Here is a 21049-nt window from a genome sequence, read left to right as displayed (position 1 = left end):
TCAACGGAGAGTATGTCGACGGTTTTCGACAACGAAAGAAGAGGATTCGCGATGTGGAAGGACCTGGTGGAGGCTGGGCTCGACCCCAAGGACGCGCACTTTTACCTCGCTGTGCTCAGGCGTGGACGCGCGACGGTTGCAGAGGCGGCGCGGGAAGCAAACGTCAGCCGCACCGGCGGGTACGACATCGCACGACGGCTGCAGGACCGTGGGCTGCTGGCGCGGGTCGAATCCGAGCCGGGCGAGTCTGGGGATCTGCGAACGCAGAGCCATCTGGTGGCCAGTGACCCAATCCAGCTGTTGGAGGAGTGGGCCGATCGGCGGCGCGTGCTCGATGACGTTGTCCCGCAGCTGCGTGCCCTGTTCTCAGAGAGCCGTGCACGCCCGAAAGTGCGCTATCTCGAAGGCCCGGCAGGCATTCGATCCGCGCTGTTCGAGACGCTGGAGTGGGCTTCACCGATCTGCGGAGTTCTCTCGATGCGGGACCTGATGACCGTGCCCGGTGAGGCGGCGATGGACGAGTACATCACGGGTCGTCGCGAGCGGGAACTGGTGTTGCGCGTGATCCGCACCCGGGATCACGATTGGCCGGGAGGATGGCTCACCAGCGCGCAAGATTTTCGGATCGTCAAGCACGCACCCGCTGCCTACGAGTTCACCATGACCGAGATCATCGGGACGCATGAAGTGGTGTCGCTCTCGTCTGCGAGGGAGACATTCGCGATGGTCATCGAGAGCCAGGAATATGCCGAGATGCAACGCAACTTCTTCGAAGTTCTTTGGGCTGCAAGTTCTGACGCGGCCGTTGACGGGGGCAAACCCTGAACCTCCAACCGGTCACGTGGCCTCGCCCGCCGACGATGGGCCGGCCGACGGGAACGGTGCCAGCAGGAACTCGTCGACGAACCGGGCGAAGGTGTCATCGACATGTTCGGGGTCTTCAGTGCTGAAGAACTCGATGATGAATCCTTGGAAGGCGGCCAGCGCGATGCGTGAGCGGGTTTCGGCGACGTGGGTGGGCATCCCGAGGGCTTCGAGGCGGGCTTGGGAGTTGCGGGTCAGCAACGACAAAGTGTCCCAGGTGTATTCACGGTAGGGGCTGTCCAGACCGCAGGCGGCGCCGAAGACTTGCAGGACGACGCGCAGGGTATCGCGGCGTTCACCGCGGGTGCAGGCGTGCCAGTCCTCGAAACACCACTGTCGGTGCGCCTCGATCGACGTCGGGCCCCAACCCGCCTGGCGCAACCTGCGATTCCCGCGCACAGACATTCCCGACGATGCGCGATACGTACGAATCGTGGCCGACGATCGGTCGCTGGACCCGGGAGACTGGGTGGCGATCACCCCACCGCGCGTTCCCGAACTCCGGTCGTTGCAGGAATATCTCGGCAGCCGTCAGCCGATCCTGCTCGACTGGGCAGTCGGCCTGGTCTTTCCCTGCCAGCAACCCATGCGCCACGCCAACGGCGTCACTCAAGTACCCAACTTCCGCATCTCCCCGGACTATCCCGCCAAGATCGAAATGCCCGACACGTGGCAATCCGGCGAAAACGGTGGACCGATCGGCATCACCGACCTACTGCTGCGCGCACACGTCATGCCGACTTATCTCAACCGCGACTGGGGATCGCTTCGCCGCTTCGACACTGTCGTGGACGCCCCCGAGGCCGAACTCGACCTTGCCACGGCCACCCGTGGCGGGCTGTGGAGTCCGGGCCACATCCGCATCGGCCCGTGACTCGCGCACCCGAGGTCGCGTGTCATGATCACCCGATTGCCTTTCACTTGGGGCCGGCTACAGGAAGGAACCCACGCCCGTGACCACCGCCATCCTGGATGTGCTGAGCGCCCACCCGGCAATTCTGCTCGGTGTTCTGGCCGGCGTGGCCCTCACTGCGTTCTTGCACTTTGTCATTCGACGTATCCGGCGTCTGATCACCGTCGGAGTCGTTATGGCTGTCGCCGGCGGTGGCGCCGCAGGCAGCGGAGCGTCGTTCCTCCAGATGCTGCCACACTGGCGCTGACGGTCGCGCGTATCGCGACCAGTCGAACGGCGATGAGTTTCTCCGTGGCTTCCGGTCTGTATTCACAACCGATCAAACCGCACGCGAGGAGCGCACCATGGCCGTTACTTACACCTTCGACGTCTTTTCCAGCCTCGACGGTTACGGCGGTGTCAGCGGCGGTGACTGGGGAGGTTACTGGGGTAAGCAAGGCCCGGAACTGCTCGACCACCGCCTGGCCCTGTACGAGGCAGGCCAGCGGATGGTCTTCGGAGCCAACACCTATCGGATGTTCTCGCAAATGCTGGCCGCGAGCACGGAGGAGTCCGAAGTACGTGACGCATGGGTCACCCGGATGCGCAGCCTCCCGGCGACGGTGGTGTCGACGACGCTGGACGGGCCTCTGGACTGGCCGGACGCCACCGTGGCCAGCGGTGACGCCGTCGATGTCGTCGCCCGGCTCAAGGCGGAGTCCGAGGTGCCGTTGCGGTCACACGGCAGTCTGTCGATGAACCGTGCGCTGATGGCCGCCGGGCTGGTCGACCGCGTCCAGGTGACGCTGTTTCCCGTCATCACCGGTGAGACCGGTGATGACCCCATCTTCCGGGGTGCGGCCGACTTCGACCTCGAACTGATCGAGGGCAGGACGCTCGACGGTCATATCCAAGAGCTCATCTACCGTCCCACCCTGCATGCCTGAACCGCTTCGATGCGCTTGCCGGTCTCGCGGTCGAACCAATGCCGCCCGTTGGGGTCGATGCTCACGGTGACCTGGGCGCCGGTGTCGTATGCAGCGAAGCCGGGGACGCGGGCCACCAGCGTGCCGCCGTCCCAGGCGACGGTGACGTCGGTGGCAGGGCCCTGTGGCTGGCATACCGACACCGTCGCGGCGACGCCGCCGCCACGGTTGAGGAGCACGTGCTCAGCGCGCACACCGAGATCGACCGAGTGTTCCGTCAGGGTCGCGGCTTCGGCCTGGTCGATATCAAATAGGGCAGTGCCGCAGCGGAACCCGGCATCCTCGCCGCTGGCCTCGACGGTACCGGTGAGGAACGACATCTGCGGGCTGCCGACGAACGATGCAACATACTTCGACACCGGCCTGCTGTAGACCTCCAGCGGTGTCCCGACCTGCTCGATGTGCCCATTGCTCAACACGACGATGCGGTCGGACATCGACAACGCCTCTTCCTGATCGTGCGTGACGAAGATCGAGGTGACGCCGATGCGCTCGTGAAGGATCTTGACCTCACCGCGCATCCGCACCCGCAATGCCGCGTCGAGATTGGAGAACGGCTCATCGAACAGAAAGACTTGAGGCTCGCGAACCACGGCGCGACCGAGCGCGACGCGCTGTTGCTGTCCGCCGGACAGTTCGCGAGGTAGACGGTCCAGAAGTTTGGTGAGCTCCAGCGATTCCGCCACCTCTTTGACCCGCTGGGCAATCTCCTTCTTCGGGCGTTTCCTCATCCGCAGCGAGAAGCCGATGTTCTGTGCGACGGTCATGTGCGGGTAGAGGCCGTAGGACTGGAACACCATGGCAACGTCACGCTCCGACGGCGTCATCTCGTTGACCAGGCGTCCGTCCATCAGGATCTGGCCGGACGTGATGTCCTCCAGGCCCGCGATCATGTTGAGCAGCGTGCTCTTACCACACCCTGATGGTCCCAACAGGGTGAGAAATTCTCCGTCGCGGATGTCGAGGTTGAGGCCGCTGCACGCCGTCACGGAGCCGTACTGCTTGACGAGGTCGACGAGTTGAATCCCTGGCATTAACCCTTCACCGATCCTTCAACGAAGCCTTCCACCAGATACCGCCGGAAGACGATGGCCAGCAGCACCACGGGGATGCTGGAGATGACAGAGGCGGCGATCATCTCGCCGTAGAGCGTTTGAAATTGGCCACTGAACTCGGCGATGGTCACCGGCACAGTCTTGGTCCGTGAGCTCGACAGGATGACGGCGAAGAAGAACTCGTTCCACGACTCGATGAACGCGAACACCCCGACGGCGAATATCGATGGTGCCGCCAATGGAAAGACGATCAGCCGGAACGTGTTCCACATGTTCGCCCCATCGATGGCGGCGGACTTCTCCAGTTGCGGTGGGATCGCCTCGAAGAAGCCTTTGGTCACCCAGATGACGATCGGCACGATGAAAGTCAGGTGCACGATGATCAGTGCGGCGTACGTGCCGACCAGTCCCAGACCGGCCAGCACCACAAACAGCGGGATCACCAGCACGATGGCGGGAAACATCTGGCTGGCCAGGACCGCCATCAGGATGGCGCCGCTGCGACGGATCCCCAGGTTGGCCAACGCGTAGCCGGCGGGAGCGCCGATGATGACGCCGAGGCAGCTCGCGATGACCGCAATCAGCAGCGAATTGCGCATGGCTTCGAGGAGATTGGGACCTCGGGAAGTAAAAGACGCCGCAAAATTCTTGAGCGTCATGCGGTCGAGTGAGAGGTCCATCGGTGTACTGGTGAGCGCAGCGGTGGGGAACAGGCTGGACACGATTGCCCAGACGATCGGAGCCAGCGTCCACACCATGAAGAGCACCAGGGCCAGCCACAGCAGTGCGCGGGAGCGAATGCGGCTCACTTCGTCGCCTCCTCGGCTTCGGCGATGGGAGGCCGGCGTCGCTGCGTGCCGAGCAGTCGCACGTACAGCAGCGCTGCCACGAACATGATGATGAACAACAAGTTGGCCAGTGCCGACCCGTAGCCGAGGTCACCGAAATTGAACGCTGACCGATAGGCGAGGAAGTTCAGCGTTACCGTGCCATCGGCGGGTCCGCCTTTGGTCAAGACATAGATGAGATCGAAAACCTTGACGGCCCAGATGGATTGCAGCACGACACAGATCAACAGCACGGGGCGGATCTGCGGCAGAGTGATCGACCAGAACGTCTGAACGCGCGATGCGCCGTCGATCTTGGCGGCCTTGTAGAGCACCGGGGGGATTCCGCGCAGCCCGGCGAGCAGCAGGAGTGTGATGAAGGGGATCGACTTCCAGATGTCGGCCAGCAGCATCATGTTGAGCGCCGTGGTCGGATTCGCCAGCCACACCATGGGTTTGTCGATGACACCCATCCACATCAGGGTCTGGTTGAGGATGCCGTAGTTGCCGTTGTAGATCCACTTCCAGATGGTCGCGTTGGCCACCGGCGCGATTGCCCATGGGATCATCAGGACCACCGTGAAGAATGACGATTTGACCCTCGGATGGTTGAGCAGCTGTGCGAATATCAGCGAGATCACGAGCACAGCAATAACTTCAACGACGGTGAAGTACACCGTGTTGGTGGTCGCCTTGGCTACGGCGGGATCGGTGAGCAGTTTCTGGTAGTTGGCCAGTCCCGTCCAGGTCCCGCCGAACAGGCCATCGGCGGCGCGGACCGACTGAAAGGACAGCAGGAACGACTGCACGATGGGAAATCCGAGCAGCGCGACGAGTACGACGAGCGCCGGGGCGAGATACATCCATCCCGCGCGGCGCCGTCGCTGCGCGAATCCCCGCTGCCTGCCGCGGCGGGTTCGCCCGGTCTGCAGCGACCTGTCGGGCTCAGTGGGGGTCAGCGTGGTCATCAGCGTCAGGAACGGGCGGACACGATCGCGCGAACCGCTTGATCAGAGTCCTTGATGGCTTGTGCAGCAGTCTTGTTGCCTTGTAGTGCCGCCTGCACTTCGGATCCGATGGCCTGGGTGACCTGGGTGTAATCGGGGGTCAGGAAGCTGTTACAGGGAGACTTGCGCTGCTCGAGGATCACCTGGGCGTTGGGCGCGGCCTTCTGCACCTCGGGGTCAGCCAGCACCGAGTTCAGAATGGGTAGCCAGCCCGTCTCGAGTACCTGGGCCTTCTGCTGTTCGGGGCTCAGATAGAACTGGATGAGTTGACTGGCCAGCTCTTGGTTCTTCGTCGTGTTCGCGACGCTCCAGGAATCGGCGCCGTCGAGCGAAGCTGTACCGGCCGGGCCGGCGGGAAGGACTGCCGCGCTGACCTTCCCGGCGATGGAGGACTGATCCGGTTTCTGAGCTTGCGCATAGGTCAGCGGCCAGTTGAACATCATCGACGCCTTGCCGGACAGGAAGACGCTCGCGGCGTCGTTGATGCCGACGTAGGAGATCGAAGCGGGGTCACCGCCGGCCTTCTGCAGATCCATCATGAACTGCAGGGCATCGACCCCTTCGGGGGTATTGAACGCGGGCATACCGTCGGGCCCGTACATCGTGCCGCCGGCCTGCTGCAGGAACACCATCCAGTACGAGGCGGTGCCGCCGACACCGGCGGGGTCACCGAAGTTCAGCACGAAACCGTATTGGTCGCCGTTGTTGAGCGCACCGACGTACTCCTTGAACTGCTGCCAGTTCGCCGGTGCACCCTTGAAACCGGCTTTCTCGAAGTGCTCGGTGTTGTAGTACAAGCTCAGAACAGAGTTGGTGAAGATCATGCCCTTGTTCTGACCCTGCCAACTGGTGGTCTCGATGGCCGACTGCGGCATATCCGAGACGAGTTCTTTCGGCATGAGGCCACCGAGATCCAGCAGGTGCCCGGAAAACTCGGGCACCCAGCCGCTCATGTAGATGACATCAGGACCGTCTGCGCCCGAGGCGAAGGTAGTGGCAATGCGGTCGTGCATCTGCGGCCACGGCAGCGCCTCATAGGCGACCTCGATCTGGTGATCGCTCTGCCATTTCGCGAAACTCTCTTCGGCTGCGGTGCCGAAGTTCGCCACTCCGACGGGTGCGGGGTCCGGTGCGGCGGCGGCAAGGACGTTCAATTTGCCTTCCGTGGAAGCCCCGTTGCCACAGGCGCTGAGGATGGCGGGAAGCCCAGCCAGCCCGAGCCCGAGTCCAAGTGCACCGCGGCCGAAAGACCGCCGAGATATTGCCTTCTGCATCAAATTCGGTGATTCCACGGTTGGTCCTTCGATGGTGGGTTCTTAGATGTTGCGGGGTCAGACGACGGAGATGGCGGCCTGTTCCATGCGGGACAAGACCTCGCGCAGATCGTCCTCGGTGTGCGCGTCGGAGATCGTGAAATCGGTGTGGTAGTACACACCGTTCGCTATGCACGCGGCGAAGAAGCGCGCGCGCAGGTCTGAGTCGAACTCGCGAACCTGGGCGTAGGTGACAACGGGTTCGGTTGTGCCGATGTAGATCCCGAAACCGCATCCGGCATGCTGCACCACGGCAGGCAGCCCGACGCGCGTGAACATGTCGGTCAGGGCCTGGTAGAACGCTTCTGACCGGCCCAACAAGCTGGGATAGAAGCCGGGTTGGCTGACGATTCCGAGGGTGGCCTTGGCGGCGGCCAGTCCGGGGATGTTGCCGGCGAAGGTGCCGCCCTGCACCGTGCCGGCCAGGCCAGGTTTGGCGACTGTCGACATGACGTCGTAGCTGCCGACGATCGCCGAAAGCGGCATCGAACTGCTGAGCGCCTTCGAGAGGGCAGTGAGGTCGGGAGTTACGCCCAGAAGCCCCTGTGCGCAGTCGGTTCCCGATTTGAATCCGGACAACACCTCGTCGAACATCAGGACAGCCCCGTGCGCGGTGGCGGCCTCACGCACCTTCTGCAGGTACTCGGGCTCGGGAACGATGCAGCCGTTGTTGTAGTCGATGGGGGTGAGCAGCACGCCCGCTACCCGGTCGCGATACGTGGCGAAGGCCGCATGTAGTGCTTCGATGTCGTGCCACGGCACCACGGCAAGCGAATCGGCGACGACGGCGGGAACGCCGCCGGTGCGGATGATCGGCTTGGACATCCGACCGCCGGGGTTGTCGAGGTCGACCGCCGGCGCCAGTTGGTTGTACATCGCGTAGTCACTACCTCCGTGGAAGTGACCGTCGATGCGAATGATGATGTCCCGCTGGGTAAATGCCCGAGCAATGCGCATCATGGAGTGTGCGGCCTCGCTCCCGGAGGCGACAAAGCGCACCGCCTCGGCCGAGGGAACCAGATCGGCCAAGAGGCCGGCGACATCCTCGCCGAGGCCGGTCTCGTAGCCAGCGATCACACCGGTATCCAGGCTCTCCTTGATGGCTCCGACGACCTCGGGCCTGCGGTGGCCGACGATGTTGCTGCCGTGTGCCATGAACATGTCGAGCAACTCGCCCTGATCGGTCTGGATCCGGCAGCCATCAGCATGGTGAACCGTCAGCCGTCGGCCCGTGAACGGGTTCACCCGGAAGTTCGAGGACATCCCTCCCAGGAGCCCCCGTGTCGGGGCTGTGGTGTCTCCGGGTGGCGTCGTCAGCATGTGCGGTGTACTCCCTGGTGTCGGTTGATGATGGCACACTATATTTTATGGATGTCCAAAATAAAACAGTTTCGTTTCGGGAATCTATCCCGCGCCCGGCTGACTATCATGACCGGGTGATGGAACTCGTTGGCCGCCTTGACTGCAACCGTGGCAGGCGCTGTGCCCAAGATCGTTGATCACGAGAAGCGTCGCACCGAACTTGTCGGCGCAACGTGGCGTGTCATCTGTCGCGTCGGTCTCCACAACACCACCGTCGGCCTGATCGCGGCCGAGGCCGGCTACTCCCACGGCATCGTGGCGCACTACTTCAGCAACAAGTCCGACGTCCTGTTCGCCGCACATCAGCTGACATTCTCTCGGCTCAAGCACCAGGTGGACGGTCTCCTGCAGGGCTTCGAAGACGCGCCCGCGGCTGCAAGACTGAGAACGATCTTCGACTGGATGCTGCCACTCGATACCGAACGTCTCATCGAGGCGGAGGTTGAGTTGAACTTCTGGGGGCAAGCGGTCACGACCGGCGACCTGCTGGCCGCCAGGACCGCCGCATTCGAGACCGAGTTGGCGCAGTGGTGGGTGCCCCTGATCGCCGGGTGCCGCCGCGACGGCGCCCTGGTCGGTAGCGGCACCGACGAGTCGATCGCCAAGACGATCATGGCCTTCATCGACGGCATCTCGGCGTACTCAGTTTTGTTCGCGCAGCACTACGACTTCGACACCATCGCGCATCTCGGCGTCCAGTTTCTCTCCGGCATCATCTCGCCGGTGCCGGAGCCACTGGTGAAGGGCTACAACCCCCTTCGACCTTGAACGGCGGTCACCCACCTGTCTGTCGTGTCCGGTCGGATTGGCGTTGACGATCGAGCAGCGCGGACGTATACACGGCTCACCGCCCCGCCATCGCTGCCGGCGTCGATCACCGGGATCGACGGACAGCTCGGAGTCTTCACCCGCGCGGACGGAGGCCGCCAACTCACGCTCGACGGCCACCAGCTGTACACCTTCGTCGACGATGTAACTGCAGGTCAAGCTAACGGTGCAGGTAAGAAGCTGGGCGATTCATTGTGGGGTGTGATGCTGGCTGACGGTGAAGCACGGTTCTGACCAGTGCGCCCCGGCCATATCGGATACCTGGGCGGACTCAGCTGAGGACGCATAGATGAACGTCACTCCACGTGCATGAAAGCTTCGTGACGGGTGGGAATTTCGCAGTAGCCAACTGTGCCGCCGTCGGACGCACTGTCAATGATGAGCCGTCCGCCGAGGGCTTCCACCCGGTCCTGCAGACCGATCAGACCGTACTTTTCGAGCTGGTCGCCGGCGCCGACCCCGTCGTCACTCACGGTGAGCCGCAGGACATGGTCGGTCAGCACGGCCGCGATCTCGACATTGTTCGCGTGAGCGTGTTTGACCGCGTTGGTCAGCATCTCCGAGGCAGCGAAGTAGGCGCCCAGCTCCACAGGCGCAGGCATCCGCGAGGGCACTTCGACCCGCACCTTGGTCGGTACTGCTGATCGCCGGGCAAGAGCCCGCAGCGCCGGCCCGAGGCCGGCTTCGGTGAGCAGGGGCGGGTGAATCGCCCGTGCCATCTCCCGCAGATCCTCGACGATACTGATCACCATCTTTGATGCCTCGTCGAGATCGGTTTGGAAACAACTTGAGCCGGCGTTGCTTTCGGACATCTCCGCCAGGAGCATCGCCAGGCTCACGAGCTTCTGTTGTGCGCCGTCGTGAAGGTCACGCTCAAGTCTTCGGTGCAACTCATCCGAGGCTGCGACGATCCTCGCCCTGGATACTGCTATCTCGGCACGCCCCTGAGCGGTGGCGATCGCAGTGGCGGTGAGGGCGGTGAACGCGAGCAGTCGCTCTTCGGCATCGAGCGGCAGGGCGCCGTCGGAGGAGCCGATGGCGATCAGTCCCCACAGCGTGCCATGCACAAAGATCGGCACCCCGACCGCACCAATGAGCCCTTCTCCTGTGTAGACGTCACCGCCGGGGATCTGACCGTAATCGTCCACGCGCGCCGGACGTCCCGTGGTCCATACCGTTCGGGTGAGCCCGGTCTCGGGATAGCCGCGCCACTCCTGGCCTACCTGCACGTGCGCGCCGATGGTGCCGTCATTGGCCTGTACGGTTGCGGTGCCGTCGCTCTCGTAGCGGATCATCCGGGCCGTCGTCGCCCCGAAGCGTCGCCGCACCTCGTTGGTGACCGCGGCGAACAACTCCGACGGCGATACACCCCTGGCAGTGAGTGCCGCGAGACGTGCTAGCGCAGACTGTGTCTCGGTGAGATCATGCAGTTCAGTGCGGTCATGCTGACGAGTTGCCGGACTACCCGGCATGCGGCCCACCTTCCGGCGCTGCCGCGAGCCGCTGGGTGGTGAGCTCGGCTCGAAGTCGACGGCGGCCGCGGTGAAGGCGAGACATCACCGTCCCCACCGGGATATTCATAAGCCTGGCCACCTCGCGAAGTGGATAGCCTTCGACGTCGGCGTAATAAAGAACAAGTCGATTATCGCGGGACAGCACGGCCATGGCGGTGGCGAGCTCGCTATGGGGCAGTGCCGCCAGAACGTGATCTTCGGCCGATGGTTGAAGGAACGCCATATGTGTGGAAGGCCCCGAGATCCGGGTGCTGACGTCTTCGGCAAGAACCTCTGCCGGCCGACGCTCCATACGGCGGTACTCACTTATCCACCGGTTGCGCATGATGCGCCTGAGCCACGCTCGCAGGTTCGTCCCTGGTTGAAAGCCGTGGAATCCCGCGTAGGCATGCATCAATGTCTCCTGGAGGAGGTCCTCGGCATCGGCATGACTGCGCGTGAGCCGCTTGGCATCTCGCAGGAGCGATCCTGTCAACGGCAGCACGTCGCGCCGGAAGGTGTCCGCATACAGTTCATCGCCGCAGCGGTCGCTCACCGTCACTGTCATGCGCCGAGCTCCGCGCGGTAGGCGAATTTCAAGCCCACGAAGTCGCGATCCACCACGGTTGTCACGCTCCTACCCAGTGCAGATGTCACGCCGTCTCCGTGCGGGGTACGGATCCGAATGCTCGACCGACGCGAATGGAAAGTCGCCAATATCGTGTCCCGACGGTGAACGGGAGTCATCGACGCTGGCACCCACACGCCATACCTGCTAGCCGGTACGGCCGATACGGTGTGGTGTCGGTCACAAAGGGAAGTGTTTCCGTCATTGTGGCCTTCGCATCAATTGGCGTGGTCGCTCACCGGGTCGCGGCCGAAGGCAGTTGCACAGCAGTCAATATCGGGTCGTACACCGTGCAACAGAACAGTGGACAGAAGGAGCAGGCAACGATGCGACGGAGCACGCGGAACATGGCAATCGGAGCGGCGGCACTGTCGGCCGCGGCGGCACTCACACCCGTCGATGTGTCGATGCCCGTGGCCGGTGCAACTCCACCCGTCGGGGCCAGTTCAACGGTGTTGTCGAAGCAGACCGTCAATGGCAAGGACTACATCGTCAGCGAGATCACGATTGCGCCCAACGGCAGCACCGGGTGGCACACCCACCGCGGCGAGGTGTACGGGATCGTGAAGGCCGGTGTCCTCACCCATTACGGCGCCGACTGCCGGCAAGACGGTGTCTACGAGGCCGGTGCTGCGCTCACCGATCCTGCTGGTGCCGATCATCCCCACATCGGTCGAAACCTCGGCTCGGTGCCTGTCGTGCTGGAAGTGACCTACGTCGATCCCGCGGCCGCACCGCCCTCGGACAGTGTGCCGAGCCCCGGCTGCGATTTCGCCTGACCTGAGTGACCGGCATGGCCGGACCGTCCGTCGACTACGCAGGCGCCCGTTCGGGCGTGGCCTCGACCACGTCCGGTGATGCGTCCAGGGACTGGTTGAGGTCTTGGCGATGTGTCTCCGGTGCAAGGACTGCGGCGATGAAACTGATTGCGGCGATGACGATCAGGTACACGGCAACGGGCCAGTAGTGGCCGGCGCGCGCGAGCAGAACGGTGGCGATCAATGGGGCGAATCCACCCGCGAGCACGCCGGCGATCTGGGCGGACAGCGAGATGCCGCTGTAGCGGACGTTGGTCGGAAACAGCTCGGACATGAAGCTTGCTTCCGGGCCGTACATGGCGGCGAACGCTACGCCGAGGGCTCCGAGACACACCGCCCACAGGATCGCCGAGTTTCCGGAGTCGACGCCGATGAACAACGGGAAGGCGATGGCAGCGGATCCGAGCGTCCCCGCGATGAAGATGGGTTTGCGTCCGACCCGGTCTGACACCCATCCGAAGAACGGGATCGTGATGAGCGCCAGAGCGGCGGCGATCATGACAGCGATCAGCATCTGTTCCCGCGACCAGGCGGCATGGGTGGTGCCGTACACGAGGATGAATGTGGTGTAGATGTAGAACGAGCCGTTCTCGCAGAACCTGAGCCCGATACCCAAAAGCACGCTTCGCCACTGCTTTTGGACTGTCTCCCGCAGCGGGGACCGGTGGGTTCCCGCCGATGATCTGGCCTGTTGGAAGACGGGAGATTCCGCCACCTTGTACCGGACGACCAGGCCGATCCCGACGAGGACGAAGCTGAACACGAACGGCAGTCGCCAGCCCCAGGTGTAGAGCGCGTCGTCAGGAAGTCGCGAGACTAACGTGAAAGCCGCAGTGGCAAGGATCAATCCGATCGGTACCCCCGCTTGCGGGAGTGCGCCGTACAGTCCCCGGGACCGGGGCGGTGCGTGTTCGACAGACATCAGGACTGCTCCGCCCCATTCGCCGCCGAGGCCGATACCTTGAAGGATGCGAAGCGTCACGAGGAGGACGGCCGCGCCGAGACCCAGCGTGTCGTAGGTGGGGAGAAGCCCGACCAGTCCCGTGCCCAGGCCCATGATGAGCAGTGATGCGATGAGCATGGTCTTGCGGCCCAGTCGATCTCCGTAGTGTCCGAAGATCGCGCCGCCGAGGGGTCGGGCGATGAACCCCACGGTGAATGTCGCGAAGGCGGCCAGTGTGCCTGCGACAGAGGAGAAACTCGGGAAGAACAGTCGATTGAAGACGAGTGCGGCGGCGGTGCCGTAGATGAAGAAGTCATACCATTCGATCGTGGCGCCGACGCTGCTGGCGAAGGCCACCAGTTTCGGCGAGGTGGGTGCGGCGGTGCTCTGGGTATCCATCGTGAACTCCTGCGTCAGAAGGCGAAGCGGTTCGGCCCCTGAGTGCGGCCGCGGTCAGGGTGTTAGTCGAGGACGTCGGGTTCGGTGTCGAACACCAGATCGGCGAGCAGGCGGAATCCGTGCCTGGCCATGTTCCGGTTTCCGAACTGGCGGTGCGCCATCGTCGCTTCTTCGTCGGTCATGACATGTGGCGTGCCTGCCGCTTCGGCCAGCAACTGCGCCTGGCATGCGCGGTCCATGGTGATGAACCACCACGCCGCTTCTTCTACGCTCCGGCCGACCGTCAGAAGACCGTGGTGCCGCAGAATCGCGGCGCGGCGATGCTGCAGCCGGGCCGCGATGCGTTCCCCCTCATCGCGTTCCAGCACCAAGCCGTTGTATTCGTCGAATACGACGTGATCGTCGTAGAAGGCACAGGCCTCTTGAATGATCGGGTCCAGCGGTCGGCTCAGCGCGGACCAGGCGCGACCGTAAATTGTGTGGGCGTGCGCGATGGCGACCACATCCGGTCGTGCTTCGTGGATCGTCGAGTGGATGGAGAAGGCGGCCTTGTTGGTCCGCTTGGTGCCCTCGATGACCTTGCCGTTCTCGTCCACCCGTAGCAGGTCGCTGACCTTGATGCGGGAGAAGTGGACCGCGTAGGGGTTCACCCAGAAATGCTCGGGATGTTCAGGGTCCCGTGCCGTGATGTGCCCGGCGATACCTTCGTCGAATCCGTAACGGGCGAAGATGCGGAAAGCCGCGGCCAACTGCTGCTTACGGTGCAAACGCTCTTCGTCGATGGACCTGCCTCCCTCGGGGAGGGGTTCGAGATCGAGCACCTCGTAGTGCTGCTCAGTGGGCTTTTCGTGGATCTGCGTCATGTCGTCCGACCTTCCGTTGTGACTGCCAACACGTCGCTTTGGCAACATATTTGTCTCACAGGCAAAACTCGAATGCAAGCCTGATAGGCAAAATCGTTGCCTGTGAGGTCAAGGTAGGGTGATTCGCGTGTCAGACTCGACGACGAAACGCATCGCTGCGCGGCTGGCGCGGGCTCGGCGGGATCTCGGCCTGACGCTGACCGACGCGGCATCTCAAGCCGGCGTCTCCGTCGCTCATCTGTCCCGCATCGAACGTGGCGACAGGCAACCGTCGATCGGTCTGCTGATCGAGCTCGGCCGCGCGTACCGCATGCCGTTGGGGCAACTCGTCGGTGAAGAGCCACACGAAGCCGTGCATGTCATCAAGGACGGCAGCGCGCTCAGCTATGCCGGCACCGGCGGTACGTACACGCCCCTGAGCGGCATCGTGGGTCAGAATCAACTCACCGCGATCCGGTTCGAACTGGAGCCGCACGGAACCACGAACCGCAATGTGCACCACGCCGGTGAGGAGTGGATCTACGTGCTACAGGGGCACGTTCGCCTCGTCCAGGAATCCGAGGACCTGGAAATGGCGACGGGCGATGTCGTGCATTTCGAGGCGCAGATGCCTCACCACCTCCGGAATGCAACGGACGAGCCGGCGACGGTACTGATCGTGACAGCGGGCACGGGCGGCGTGAACAACAACGCGCATCCGGCCTGAGCTGACACCGGCTGGATCCGCGGGTCGAGGCGAAGCAGGGCGCAACTGGGTGTAAAGGTGACACATGACGTTGATCGCCCTCGAGGAACACTTCGCCTGGGATCCGGCCAGCACCGGCAATACCGTGGCCACCTGGCTGAAGTCCGGTAATCCGGTGGCGTACCAGAGGTTGTATGACCGGGGTCCGTTGCGTTTTGAGCAAATGGACTCTGCCGGAATCGATTTCCAGATCATGTCGCTGTTCGACCCGGGCGTGCAAGAGGAGGCCGACGTCGCGCGTGCCGTCGACCTTGCCCGTCGTGCAAATGACGTCTTGGCCGAGACGGTGCGCGCACATCCCGGCCGATTCGGGGGCTTCGCGACGCTGGCGACCCAAGACCCCGATGCCGCTGCCGCCGAGCTCGAGCGTGCCGTCACCGAGCTGGGCCTCGTCGGCGCGCTGATCAACGGGCACTGTCAAGGGCGTTACCTCGACGATCCGGCGTATGAGGGTCTCTTTGCACGCGCCGAAGCGTTGGGTGCACCGATCTACCTGCACCCGACGACGCCGCATCCGGCGGTCATGGCGGCCTGGTTCGCACCGTATGTCGCCCAAGGAATGCACCTCGCGTCCTGGGGGTTCGCCGCTGAGGCAGGTACGCACGTGTTGCGGCTGATCTACTCGGGCTTGTTCGACAAGTTTCCGCGGCTGCAGATGATCATCGGGCATCTTGGCGAGATGTTGCCGTTCGCCGCCTATCGGATCGACCGGTACTACGGGCTCGGCGGCGATTCCGGCAACCGGCTCCAACGATTGCCCTCGGAGTACCTGCTCAACAATTTCTACGTCACCACCAGCGGCAACTTCTGTCCGCCTGCATTCGCCTGCACTCTTGAGGTGATGGGTGCCGACCGGGTGATGTTCTCGGTGGACTATCCCATGGATGACAACGAGGATGGTGCGACGTTTCTGGCTTCCTATCCGATGGATGCCGGCACCCTTCGGAAAGTCAGCTCCGAGAATGCGATTCGGCTCTTCGGTGATCGGCTCCCGCGGCACCTGGGCGCCTAGGATCAGAGTTCGAAGACCTGGCCGTCTCGGGCGACGGTGACCTTGCCGGAGTAGTGCTTGCCGATGGCATCGAACCATTGCGAGTCCGGAAGGTCGGTGGGCTCGTAGTGACTCAGGACCAGGTGCTTGACGTTCGCCGCCGCGGCGACCTCGCCGACCTGCTCGGCAGACGTGTGCGAGTTGACGAGGTAGTTCGGCGGAAACCTGTTGCCGTAGTACGCGTCATCCAGGCTGAACTGCGCCTCGTGTACGAGGATGTCCGTGCCCCGGGCAAGGGTGATCACATTGTCGGATTTGGTGGTGTCGCCCGAGAAGGTCACCGATGTCCCGAGATCCTTCAGGTCGAAGCGGAAGGCGAACGCCGGGTAGACGTCGTAGTGGGACACCAACGTGGCGGTGACCGTCACGTTGTCGTCGGACATCACCGGGAACGGCGCCATCAGTGGCGACCGGTTCAGGTAGTCGGACCCGGGCGGCACGGCGATCTCGGTGACGTCCGCCAAGGCCTGGATGTCGTCGGTGCCCATGTCGCGGATGAAGATGTTGTTGGTATAGGCGAACGCCTGTTGCAGCGCCGTGGTGGTCGCAGCGAGGCCCGGCACCGGGTCGTCCGGGTCGATCGTGGCGGGATTCGGGTTGCCGACCCGGCTCGGGGGCAGACCGCCGGCCGGGCCGGGGCCGTACACCGTCACCGGGGCCTTGCCCTTCGCTGCCGTGTAACCGCCGGAGAGGAAGAAGCTGAAGTAGTCCACGATGTGGTCGGTATGCAGGTGGGTGATGAACATGCTCTTCAGGTCGTCGAAACGCAGACCCGCATTGGTAAAGGCATTCAAAGAGCCCAGGCCGCAGTCGATTTGATAGACATCAGTTCCGACCTTCAGTGCCGAGGAGATACCGGTCCTGTGCGGGACCGGTGGCGGTCCGGCTTGTACTCCAAGGGTGATCAGCGCGTTGGCGGGCAACGTCGGGGCGGTCTGTGCCGATGCCTCTGGGGCGCCGGCCGATGCGCTGAGAACGGCTCCGCCGGCAATGGCCGACATCGAAGCCGCCAAGATGGACCGTCGCGAGATCGCCTGCCCATGTGGGGGATGGCATCCGCAGGAGTCCCCCATACGGGCGATCATAGGACAAACAAGGCGCCCGGAATCTCAGCGCGCCGCGACGCGCGAAGTCGATCGTCGGTGTGAAGGCAACGGCCTAATCGGGGATGTGTTCGGTGAATGCTTCGACCACGCCCAGGAATGCGGAGGCGCGGGCGCTCCAACCGTCGGGGTCGACGCGTTCGGGGACATCAGGATCGGTACGTGATCGTAAGAGGTAGCCGATGCTCAGCGCCTCGATCGCCCAGATGAGGTCCTCGATGGTGCGGCCCGGGCGCAGGCGGCGATGCGCGTAGGTGAGTAGACCGTTCAGCACGCGCCCCATCGAGGCGACGTACTGCTCGTTCGCGCCCCGTTGGGCGTCGTGGACCAGGTCGGCAGGCGCCAGTGCTCCGAGTCCGATCGCCAGAAAGAGCTCGGGCGACTCCCGGGTGAGGCGGAAGTCTTCATCGGCCAGGCGCCGAAAGATCTCGTCCACGTCGGTCCGTTCGGCGACGAGGTGGAAGACCAGCGTCGTGATTTCGTCGCCTCCGGGCACCGCGATCTGATCCATTACGTGGGTGAGCAGTTCACGCTGGAATTCGGCTTGACTCGGCCATATCTGGTAGAAGGCACCGGTGGTCAGTTGCACGGTTTCGCCGGAGTTGATGTCGGCGAGGACGTCGGTCACGCGGATGCCGGCCAGGAAGTTCTGATCGCGTGCCGTCGGCTCGGCAGTCCGGTTGATGGCAATCCGGGTTCCAGCCTCCAGAAAGAGCGCTCTGGTTTCCTCGCGCGGCCGACGGCGGCGCGCCGGATTTCCCTTTGCGGATTTTTGGCCAATCGCGACTCTAGGCACGTTCCCGATGTTAGCGTACAGTCTCCGGGAATTACGTAATTTATTTACGATGTAACGAATATGTCTACTGGCCCTGTTCGTATCCCCAGGTAGGAGATCAGTCATGGCATCAGAATCCGGTGCCGCCCGGACCGCCGCGATCGAGTCGCATGGCGTCGACACGATTCCCGAGAGCGAGCGAACCGGGCGGCCGCGAGACATTCTCGGTGTACTGCTCGGGTCCAATATGTCGCTCGGAACGGTCCTGTTCGGGTGGTTGCCGGTCTCGATGGGCCTCGGGTTCTGGGCGAGCGTGTCGGCCATGGCACTTGGCACCCTCATCGGCACGGCGCTGGTGACGCCGCTGTCCCTGATCTCGATGCGGACCGCGACCAATCTGTCGACCAGCAGCGGCGCCACTTTCGGCGTGCGAGGGCGACTTCTCGGATCGGCGATCGGGCTGCTGCTCGCGCTGGGCTATACGGCGCTGATCATCTGGACCGGCGGCGGAATCGTCGTCGTGCTCCTTCATCGCATGGCGGGCATCGCGGATGGTGCAACGACCTACACCATCGTCTACATCGTCATGGCGGCTCTGACGATCCTTGTCGCCGTGGTCGGCTACCACTGGGTCGTCCGCCTGAACCGATGGATAGTCGTGGGCACCATCGCGATGATGATCCTCGCGGTCGCCGCCTATGCGCACACCTTCACCACCGACCCGATCGTGAACGAGTACGCCAGCGGCGGTTTCTGGCCGACGTGGGCCCTTGCCGTCGTCATCGTGGGAATCAGCGGACCGATCAGCTACATCACCGTCTTGGGCGATTACACCCGCTATATGTCACCGCGCACGACGACGTCTCGCTCGGTCCTCACGGCAACGGCGCTGGGATTGTTCGTCGGCCTCTTCGTCCCTCAGCTGTTCGGAACGTTCACCGCCCTGGCGACGCGGGCGACCGAAGACTACGTCACGTCGCTGGTGCTGGCCGCACCGCTGTGGCTACTCATTCCATTGGCTCTCAGCGGACTCTTTGGGACACTGGGCAACTCGAGCATGCTGGCTTACGACATGGGCCTCGACCTCGACGCCATCGTGCCCAGCCTTCGTCGCACGACGGCGACGGGAATCGTGGCCGTCGTGGCGACCGTGCTGGTGCTCTACGGCCATTTCGTCTGGGATGCGCAGGACGCAATCACGGCGTTCGTGTTGATGCTGACAACCCTGGGGACGCCATGGGCTGTGATCACCCTGATCGGACACGCACAACTGCGCGGTCGTTATGACCTTGACGCGCTGCAGATCTACAACCGGCGTGCTCGTGGCGGAATCTATTGGTACCGGGCCGGATGGAGCGTCCGGGCGACTGCCGCGTGGGTGGTCGGCGCGGGCGTCGGCATGCTCGGCATCGACACCTCCCTTTTTCGCGGACCATTACTTGACTCGACCGGCGGGATCGACCTGAGCTTTCTGCTCGCCGCTGTCGCTTCCGGGGTCGTCTACCTTCTGCTGCCGGCCCAGGCCCCGGCTCTGGAGCCCGTCGTCACGACGGACGCGCAGATCTGAATCACCCAGTGACGGTGCCGGTATCGCCGAGCAGAAACCGTGAAATCCGCTCGGCCGCAACGACGACGGGTGACGCCGGGGTGGCGCGGGGAATGGTCGGAAAGATCGACGCGTCCGCGACGGTCAGCCCGCCCAGGCCGATCAGGCCACCGTCGTGACCCACCACGCTCATCGGGTCGGCAGGTGACCCCATCCGGCAGGAGCCGGCAGGATGCCAGTAGTGCGTGTGATTGCGCCGGATCCACGCATCGACGTCCCGGTGCTCGGCAAGATCGTGCAACGCCCAGGCGAGGTTCCGATCTGCCATTCGGGACACGATGTGTGTCGTTATCCATTCCAATCCGAACCGCAACGAGCCGATGTCCGTTCCGGCGGTGTCGGTCAGGAAGCCGGGGTCGATCGCCGCCCGAACCATCGGGTCAACGCTACGCAATCGGACCGAGCCGCGGGAACGAGGGCGCAGCTGGCTGACGGGAAATACGACACGCCAGCCACTTTCGATCGTCGAATCGGGTTCGATCCACGGATAGACGTGCAGGTCGAACGGACCGTCCGAGAACGGCGACGCCAGCTTGGCGATCGATTGTTCCTCGGGAAGCCATCTGGTCGAGGCGAACTCGGTCAGCGCTGCGGCGAGGGTTGCGGTCGCCGCATACTCCAACTGGACGGTGGGGTGTTCGTGCAGGTTCGCCCCGACGCCGGGCCGATCAAGCAACACCGGCAGGCCCAGCCCAACCAGGTGATCGGCAGGACCTATTCCCGTGCGCAGCAGGATCTCCGGTGAGCCGAAGGCGCCTGCGGACAGGACGACGTGGTCGGCGTAGACGGTATGGATGAGTCCGTCCCGAAGGTAGCGGGCGCCGATGACGGAGCCGGTTCTGACAACGAGGGTGTCGACCATCGCGCGGTCGACGATCGTCAACCTTGGATCTGCGTGCAGGTCATCGAGGTAGGCGAACGAGGTGTTTAAACGCACCCCGTCCACGGTGTTGACCGGTGCGCACCCCACGCCCTGCCGGCCGTCGAGTTGATGCAGATCATGCAGGTACGGGAGGCCTGATTCGATGCACAGGTCAATGAAATCCCGTTGAAACGGCTGGATCTCGTCCTCGTCGTAGCGGCGCAGTCTCAGCGTCGAAGCGGCACGGCAGAAGTCCGGCTGCAGGCTCGCGGCGTCCCAGCCCGGACAGGAGTCCGCTGCCCACCTGTCGTAGTCACCGGCCCACCCGACTGTCTGCGTGCAGCCGTTGTGGGACGAGCAACCGCCCATCACCTTGGCGCGTTCGAAGGGCAGTGGCTGTCCGCCCGCGCCCACACCGTGGTAGCCCCAGTCGTGGCTCTCCACGGGTAAGGCCGACGCGTCCAGCAAGTCGGCCGGCCAGTTTCCCGCCGCCAACGTCCCATGGTCGGGACCCGCTTCGAGCAGTGTCACCCGATGGCCCGCAGTGAGCAGACGTGCCGCCACGACGCAGCCTGCGGTGCCCGCTCCGAGCACCAGTACCTCAGTTGTAGAAGTAGCCATCACGGGCG

General features: G+C 63.8%; 22 protein-coding genes and 1 pseudogene. 10 read left to right on the top strand and 13 right to left on the bottom strand.

Features of this window, described 5'->3' with window-relative positions; all coding sequences use genetic code 11:
- Positions 1 to 51 precede the first annotated feature (51 nt).
- Positions 52 to 825: a TrmB family transcriptional regulator gene (locus M1247_RS13875; RefSeq protein ID WP_317156923.1), complete on the top strand. Its 774-nt coding sequence runs from the start codon at positions 52 to 54 to the stop codon at positions 823 to 825.
- A gap of 12 nt (positions 826 to 837) precedes the next feature.
- Here M1247_RS13875 and M1247_RS13870 read toward each other — a convergent pair whose 3' ends face one another.
- Positions 838 to 1263: a hypothetical protein gene (locus M1247_RS13870; RefSeq protein ID WP_317157039.1), complete on the bottom strand. Its 426-nt coding sequence runs from the start codon at positions 1261 to 1263 to the stop codon at positions 838 to 840.
- Here M1247_RS13870 and M1247_RS13865 point away from each other — a divergent pair.
- From M1247_RS13865 to M1247_RS13855, 3 genes and pseudogenes are all read left to right on the top strand, one after another.
- Positions 1217 to 1738: pseudogene (locus tag M1247_RS13865) on the top strand (arabinosyltransferase C-terminal domain-containing protein); the annotation flags it as partial. The gene M1247_RS13870 and the pseudogene M1247_RS13865 overlap by 47 nt on opposite strands.
- A gap of 79 nt (positions 1739 to 1817) precedes the next feature.
- Positions 1818 to 2024, top strand: coding sequence for a hypothetical protein (locus M1247_RS13860; protein ID WP_317156922.1), 207 nt, complete (start codon positions 1818 to 1820; stop codon positions 2022 to 2024).
- 97 nt (positions 2025 to 2121) lie between these two features.
- Positions 2122 to 2703: a dihydrofolate reductase family protein gene (locus M1247_RS13855; protein WP_317156921.1), complete on the top strand. Its 582-nt coding sequence runs from the start codon at positions 2122 to 2124 to the stop codon at positions 2701 to 2703.
- On the opposite strand, the gene M1247_RS13850 is transcribed toward M1247_RS13855, so the two are convergent.
- The 5 genes from M1247_RS13850 to M1247_RS13830 are packed head-to-tail and all read right to left on the bottom strand — an operon-like array spanning position 2679 to position 8264.
- Positions 2679 to 3776 carry an ABC transporter ATP-binding protein gene (locus M1247_RS13850; RefSeq protein ID WP_317156920.1) on the bottom strand — a complete coding sequence of 366 codons (1098 nt, stop codon included), beginning with the start codon at positions 3774 to 3776 and terminating at the stop codon, positions 2679 to 2681. The genes M1247_RS13855 and M1247_RS13850 overlap by 25 nt on opposite strands.
- Positions 3776 to 4606: a carbohydrate ABC transporter permease gene (locus tag M1247_RS13845; RefSeq protein WP_317156919.1), complete on the bottom strand. Its 831-nt coding sequence runs from the start codon at positions 4604 to 4606 to the stop codon at positions 3776 to 3778. The genes M1247_RS13850 and M1247_RS13845 overlap by 1 nt, the downstream gene beginning before the upstream one ends.
- Positions 4603 to 5592 carry a carbohydrate ABC transporter permease gene (locus M1247_RS13840; protein ID WP_317156918.1) on the bottom strand — a complete coding sequence of 330 codons (990 nt, stop codon included), beginning with the start codon at positions 5590 to 5592 and terminating at the stop codon, positions 4603 to 4605. Before M1247_RS13840 ends, M1247_RS13845 begins: the two co-directional genes overlap by 4 nt.
- 5 nt (positions 5593 to 5597) lie before the next feature.
- Positions 5598 to 6923, bottom strand: a complete 1326-nt coding sequence (locus M1247_RS13835; RefSeq protein ID WP_317156917.1) for an ABC transporter substrate-binding protein — start codon at positions 6921 to 6923, stop codon at positions 5598 to 5600.
- Positions 6924 to 6962: 39 nt separating this feature from the next.
- Positions 6963 to 8264 (bottom strand): aspartate aminotransferase family protein, encoded by a 1302-nt coding sequence (locus M1247_RS13830; protein ID WP_317156916.1) that lies wholly within the window; start codon positions 8262 to 8264, stop codon positions 6963 to 6965.
- A 150-nt stretch (positions 8265 to 8414) separates the two neighbouring features.
- On the opposite strand from M1247_RS13830, the gene M1247_RS13825 reads away from it, so the two are divergent.
- Together M1247_RS13825 and M1247_RS13820 are read left to right on the top strand one after the other, a co-directional pair.
- Positions 8415 to 9074, top strand: a complete 660-nt coding sequence (locus M1247_RS13825) for a TetR/AcrR family transcriptional regulator (protein ID WP_317156915.1) — start codon at positions 8415 to 8417, stop codon at positions 9072 to 9074.
- 24 nt (positions 9075 to 9098) lie between these two features.
- Positions 9099 to 9368: a COG4315 family predicted lipoprotein gene (locus M1247_RS13820; RefSeq protein ID WP_317156914.1), complete on the top strand. Its 270-nt coding sequence runs from the start codon at positions 9099 to 9101 to the stop codon at positions 9366 to 9368.
- Between the two features lie 62 nt (positions 9369 to 9430).
- On the opposite strand, the gene M1247_RS13815 is transcribed toward M1247_RS13820, so the two are convergent.
- Complete coding sequence (locus M1247_RS13815) at positions 9431 to 10606, bottom strand: GAF domain-containing sensor histidine kinase (protein ID WP_317156913.1); 1176 nt, start codon at positions 10604 to 10606, stop codon at positions 9431 to 9433.
- A complete protein-coding gene (locus M1247_RS13810) occupies positions 10596 to 11195 on the bottom strand; it encodes a sigma-70 family RNA polymerase sigma factor (protein WP_317156912.1) in 600 nt (199 codons plus the stop codon). The genes M1247_RS13815 and M1247_RS13810 overlap by 11 nt, the downstream gene beginning before the upstream one ends.
- Before the next feature lie 407 nt (positions 11196 to 11602).
- On the opposite strand from M1247_RS13810, the gene M1247_RS13805 reads away from it, so the two are divergent.
- Positions 11603 to 12034: a cupin domain-containing protein gene (locus M1247_RS13805; RefSeq protein WP_317156911.1), complete on the top strand. Its 432-nt coding sequence runs from the start codon at positions 11603 to 11605 to the stop codon at positions 12032 to 12034.
- Positions 12035 to 12068: 34 nt separating this feature from the next.
- Here M1247_RS13805 and M1247_RS13800 read toward each other — a convergent pair whose 3' ends face one another.
- Both M1247_RS13800 and M1247_RS13795 read right to left on the bottom strand, forming a co-directional pair.
- Entirely contained in the window at positions 12069 to 13415 is a 1347-nt protein-coding gene (locus M1247_RS13800; protein ID WP_317156910.1) for an MFS transporter, read from the bottom strand.
- Positions 13416 to 13477: 62 nt separating this feature from the next.
- Positions 13478 to 14278 (bottom strand): class II aldolase/adducin family protein, encoded by an 801-nt coding sequence (locus tag M1247_RS13795; protein WP_317156909.1) that lies wholly within the window; start codon positions 14276 to 14278, stop codon positions 13478 to 13480.
- A gap of 127 nt (positions 14279 to 14405) precedes the next feature.
- On the opposite strand from M1247_RS13795, the gene M1247_RS13790 reads away from it, so the two are divergent.
- Positions 14406 to 14984 (top strand): helix-turn-helix domain-containing protein, encoded by a 579-nt coding sequence (locus tag M1247_RS13790; protein WP_317156908.1) that lies wholly within the window; start codon positions 14406 to 14408, stop codon positions 14982 to 14984.
- Positions 14985 to 15048: 64 nt separating this feature from the next.
- Positions 15049 to 16035 carry an amidohydrolase family protein gene (locus tag M1247_RS13785; RefSeq protein ID WP_317156907.1) on the top strand — a complete coding sequence of 329 codons (987 nt, stop codon included), beginning with the start codon at positions 15049 to 15051 and terminating at the stop codon, positions 16033 to 16035.
- 2 nt (positions 16036 to 16037) lie between these two features.
- Here the strand turns inward: M1247_RS13785 and M1247_RS13780 are convergent, their stop codons facing one another.
- Positions 16038 to 17159 (bottom strand): MBL fold metallo-hydrolase, encoded by a 1122-nt coding sequence (locus tag M1247_RS13780; protein ID WP_317156906.1) that lies wholly within the window; start codon positions 17157 to 17159, stop codon positions 16038 to 16040.
- A 73-nt stretch (positions 17160 to 17232) separates the two neighbouring features.
- A complete protein-coding gene (locus tag M1247_RS13775; RefSeq protein ID WP_317156905.1) occupies positions 17233 to 17973 on the bottom strand; it encodes a hypothetical protein in 741 nt (246 codons plus the stop codon).
- A gap of 103 nt (positions 17974 to 18076) precedes the next feature.
- On the opposite strand from M1247_RS13775, the gene M1247_RS13770 reads away from it, so the two are divergent.
- On the top strand, positions 18077 to 19519 hold the full coding sequence (locus M1247_RS13770) for a purine-cytosine permease family protein (RefSeq protein WP_317156904.1): 1443 nt from the start codon (positions 18077 to 18079) through the stop codon (positions 19517 to 19519).
- A 1-nt stretch (position 19520) separates the two neighbouring features.
- Here M1247_RS13770 and M1247_RS13765 read toward each other — a convergent pair whose 3' ends face one another.
- Positions 19521 to 21041 (bottom strand): GMC family oxidoreductase, encoded by a 1521-nt coding sequence (locus M1247_RS13765; RefSeq protein WP_317156903.1) that lies wholly within the window; start codon positions 21039 to 21041, stop codon positions 19521 to 19523.
- Positions 21042 to 21049: the final 8 nt, after the last annotated feature.

The organism is Mycobacterium appelbergii (genome assembly GCF_032883035.1).
GTDB classification, from domain to species: Bacteria; Actinomycetota; Actinomycetes; order Mycobacteriales; family Mycobacteriaceae; genus Mycobacterium; species Mycobacterium appelbergii.
Note: the sequence above shows the minus strand (reverse complement) of the source record. Positions and strands in the feature narration are given on the sequence as shown.

What these genes read in the sequence shown, in the direction of transcription:
- M1247_RS13875 (WP_317156923.1), top strand. Translation starts at nt 52, where the DNA reads ATGTGGAAGGACCTGGTGGAGGCTGGGCTCGACCCCAAGGACGCGCAC.
- M1247_RS13855 (WP_317156921.1), top strand. Translation starts at nt 2,122, where the DNA reads ATGGCCGTTACTTACACCTTCGACGTCTTTTCCAGCCTCGACGGTTAC.
- M1247_RS13850 (WP_317156920.1), bottom strand. Translation starts at nt 3,776, where the DNA reads ATGCCAGGGATTCAACTCGTCGACCTCGTCAAGCAGTACGGCTCCGTG.
- M1247_RS13840 (WP_317156918.1), bottom strand. Translation starts at nt 5,592, where the DNA reads ATGACCACGCTGACCCCCACTGAGCCCGACAGGTCGCTGCAGACCGGG.
- M1247_RS13830 (WP_317156916.1), bottom strand. Translation starts at nt 8,264, where the DNA reads ATGCTGACGACGCCACCCGGAGACACCACAGCCCCGACACGGGGGCTC.
- M1247_RS13815 (WP_317156913.1), bottom strand. Translation starts at nt 10,606, where the DNA reads ATGCCGGGTAGTCCGGCAACTCGTCAGCATGACCGCACTGAACTGCAT.
- M1247_RS13810 (WP_317156912.1), bottom strand. Translation starts at nt 11,195, where the DNA reads ATGACAGTGACGGTGAGCGACCGCTGCGGCGATGAACTGTATGCGGAC.
- M1247_RS13805 (WP_317156911.1), top strand. Translation starts at nt 11,603, where the DNA reads ATGGCAATCGGAGCGGCGGCACTGTCGGCCGCGGCGGCACTCACACCC.
- M1247_RS13800 (WP_317156910.1), bottom strand. Translation starts at nt 13,415, where the DNA reads ATGGATACCCAGAGCACCGCCGCACCCACCTCGCCGAAACTGGTGGCC.
- M1247_RS13795 (WP_317156909.1), bottom strand. Translation starts at nt 14,278, where the DNA reads ATGACGCAGATCCACGAAAAGCCCACTGAGCAGCACTACGAGGTGCTC.
- M1247_RS13785 (WP_317156907.1), top strand. Translation starts at nt 15,049, where the DNA reads ATGACGTTGATCGCCCTCGAGGAACACTTCGCCTGGGATCCGGCCAGC.
- M1247_RS13780 (WP_317156906.1), bottom strand. Translation starts at nt 17,159, where the DNA reads ATGATCGCCCGTATGGGGGACTCCTGCGGATGCCATCCCCCACATGGG.
- M1247_RS13770 (WP_317156904.1), top strand. Translation starts at nt 18,077, where the DNA reads ATGGCATCAGAATCCGGTGCCGCCCGGACCGCCGCGATCGAGTCGCAT.
- M1247_RS13765 (WP_317156903.1), bottom strand. Translation starts at nt 21,041, where the DNA reads ATGGCTACTTCTACAACTGAGGTACTGGTGCTCGGAGCGGGCACCGCA.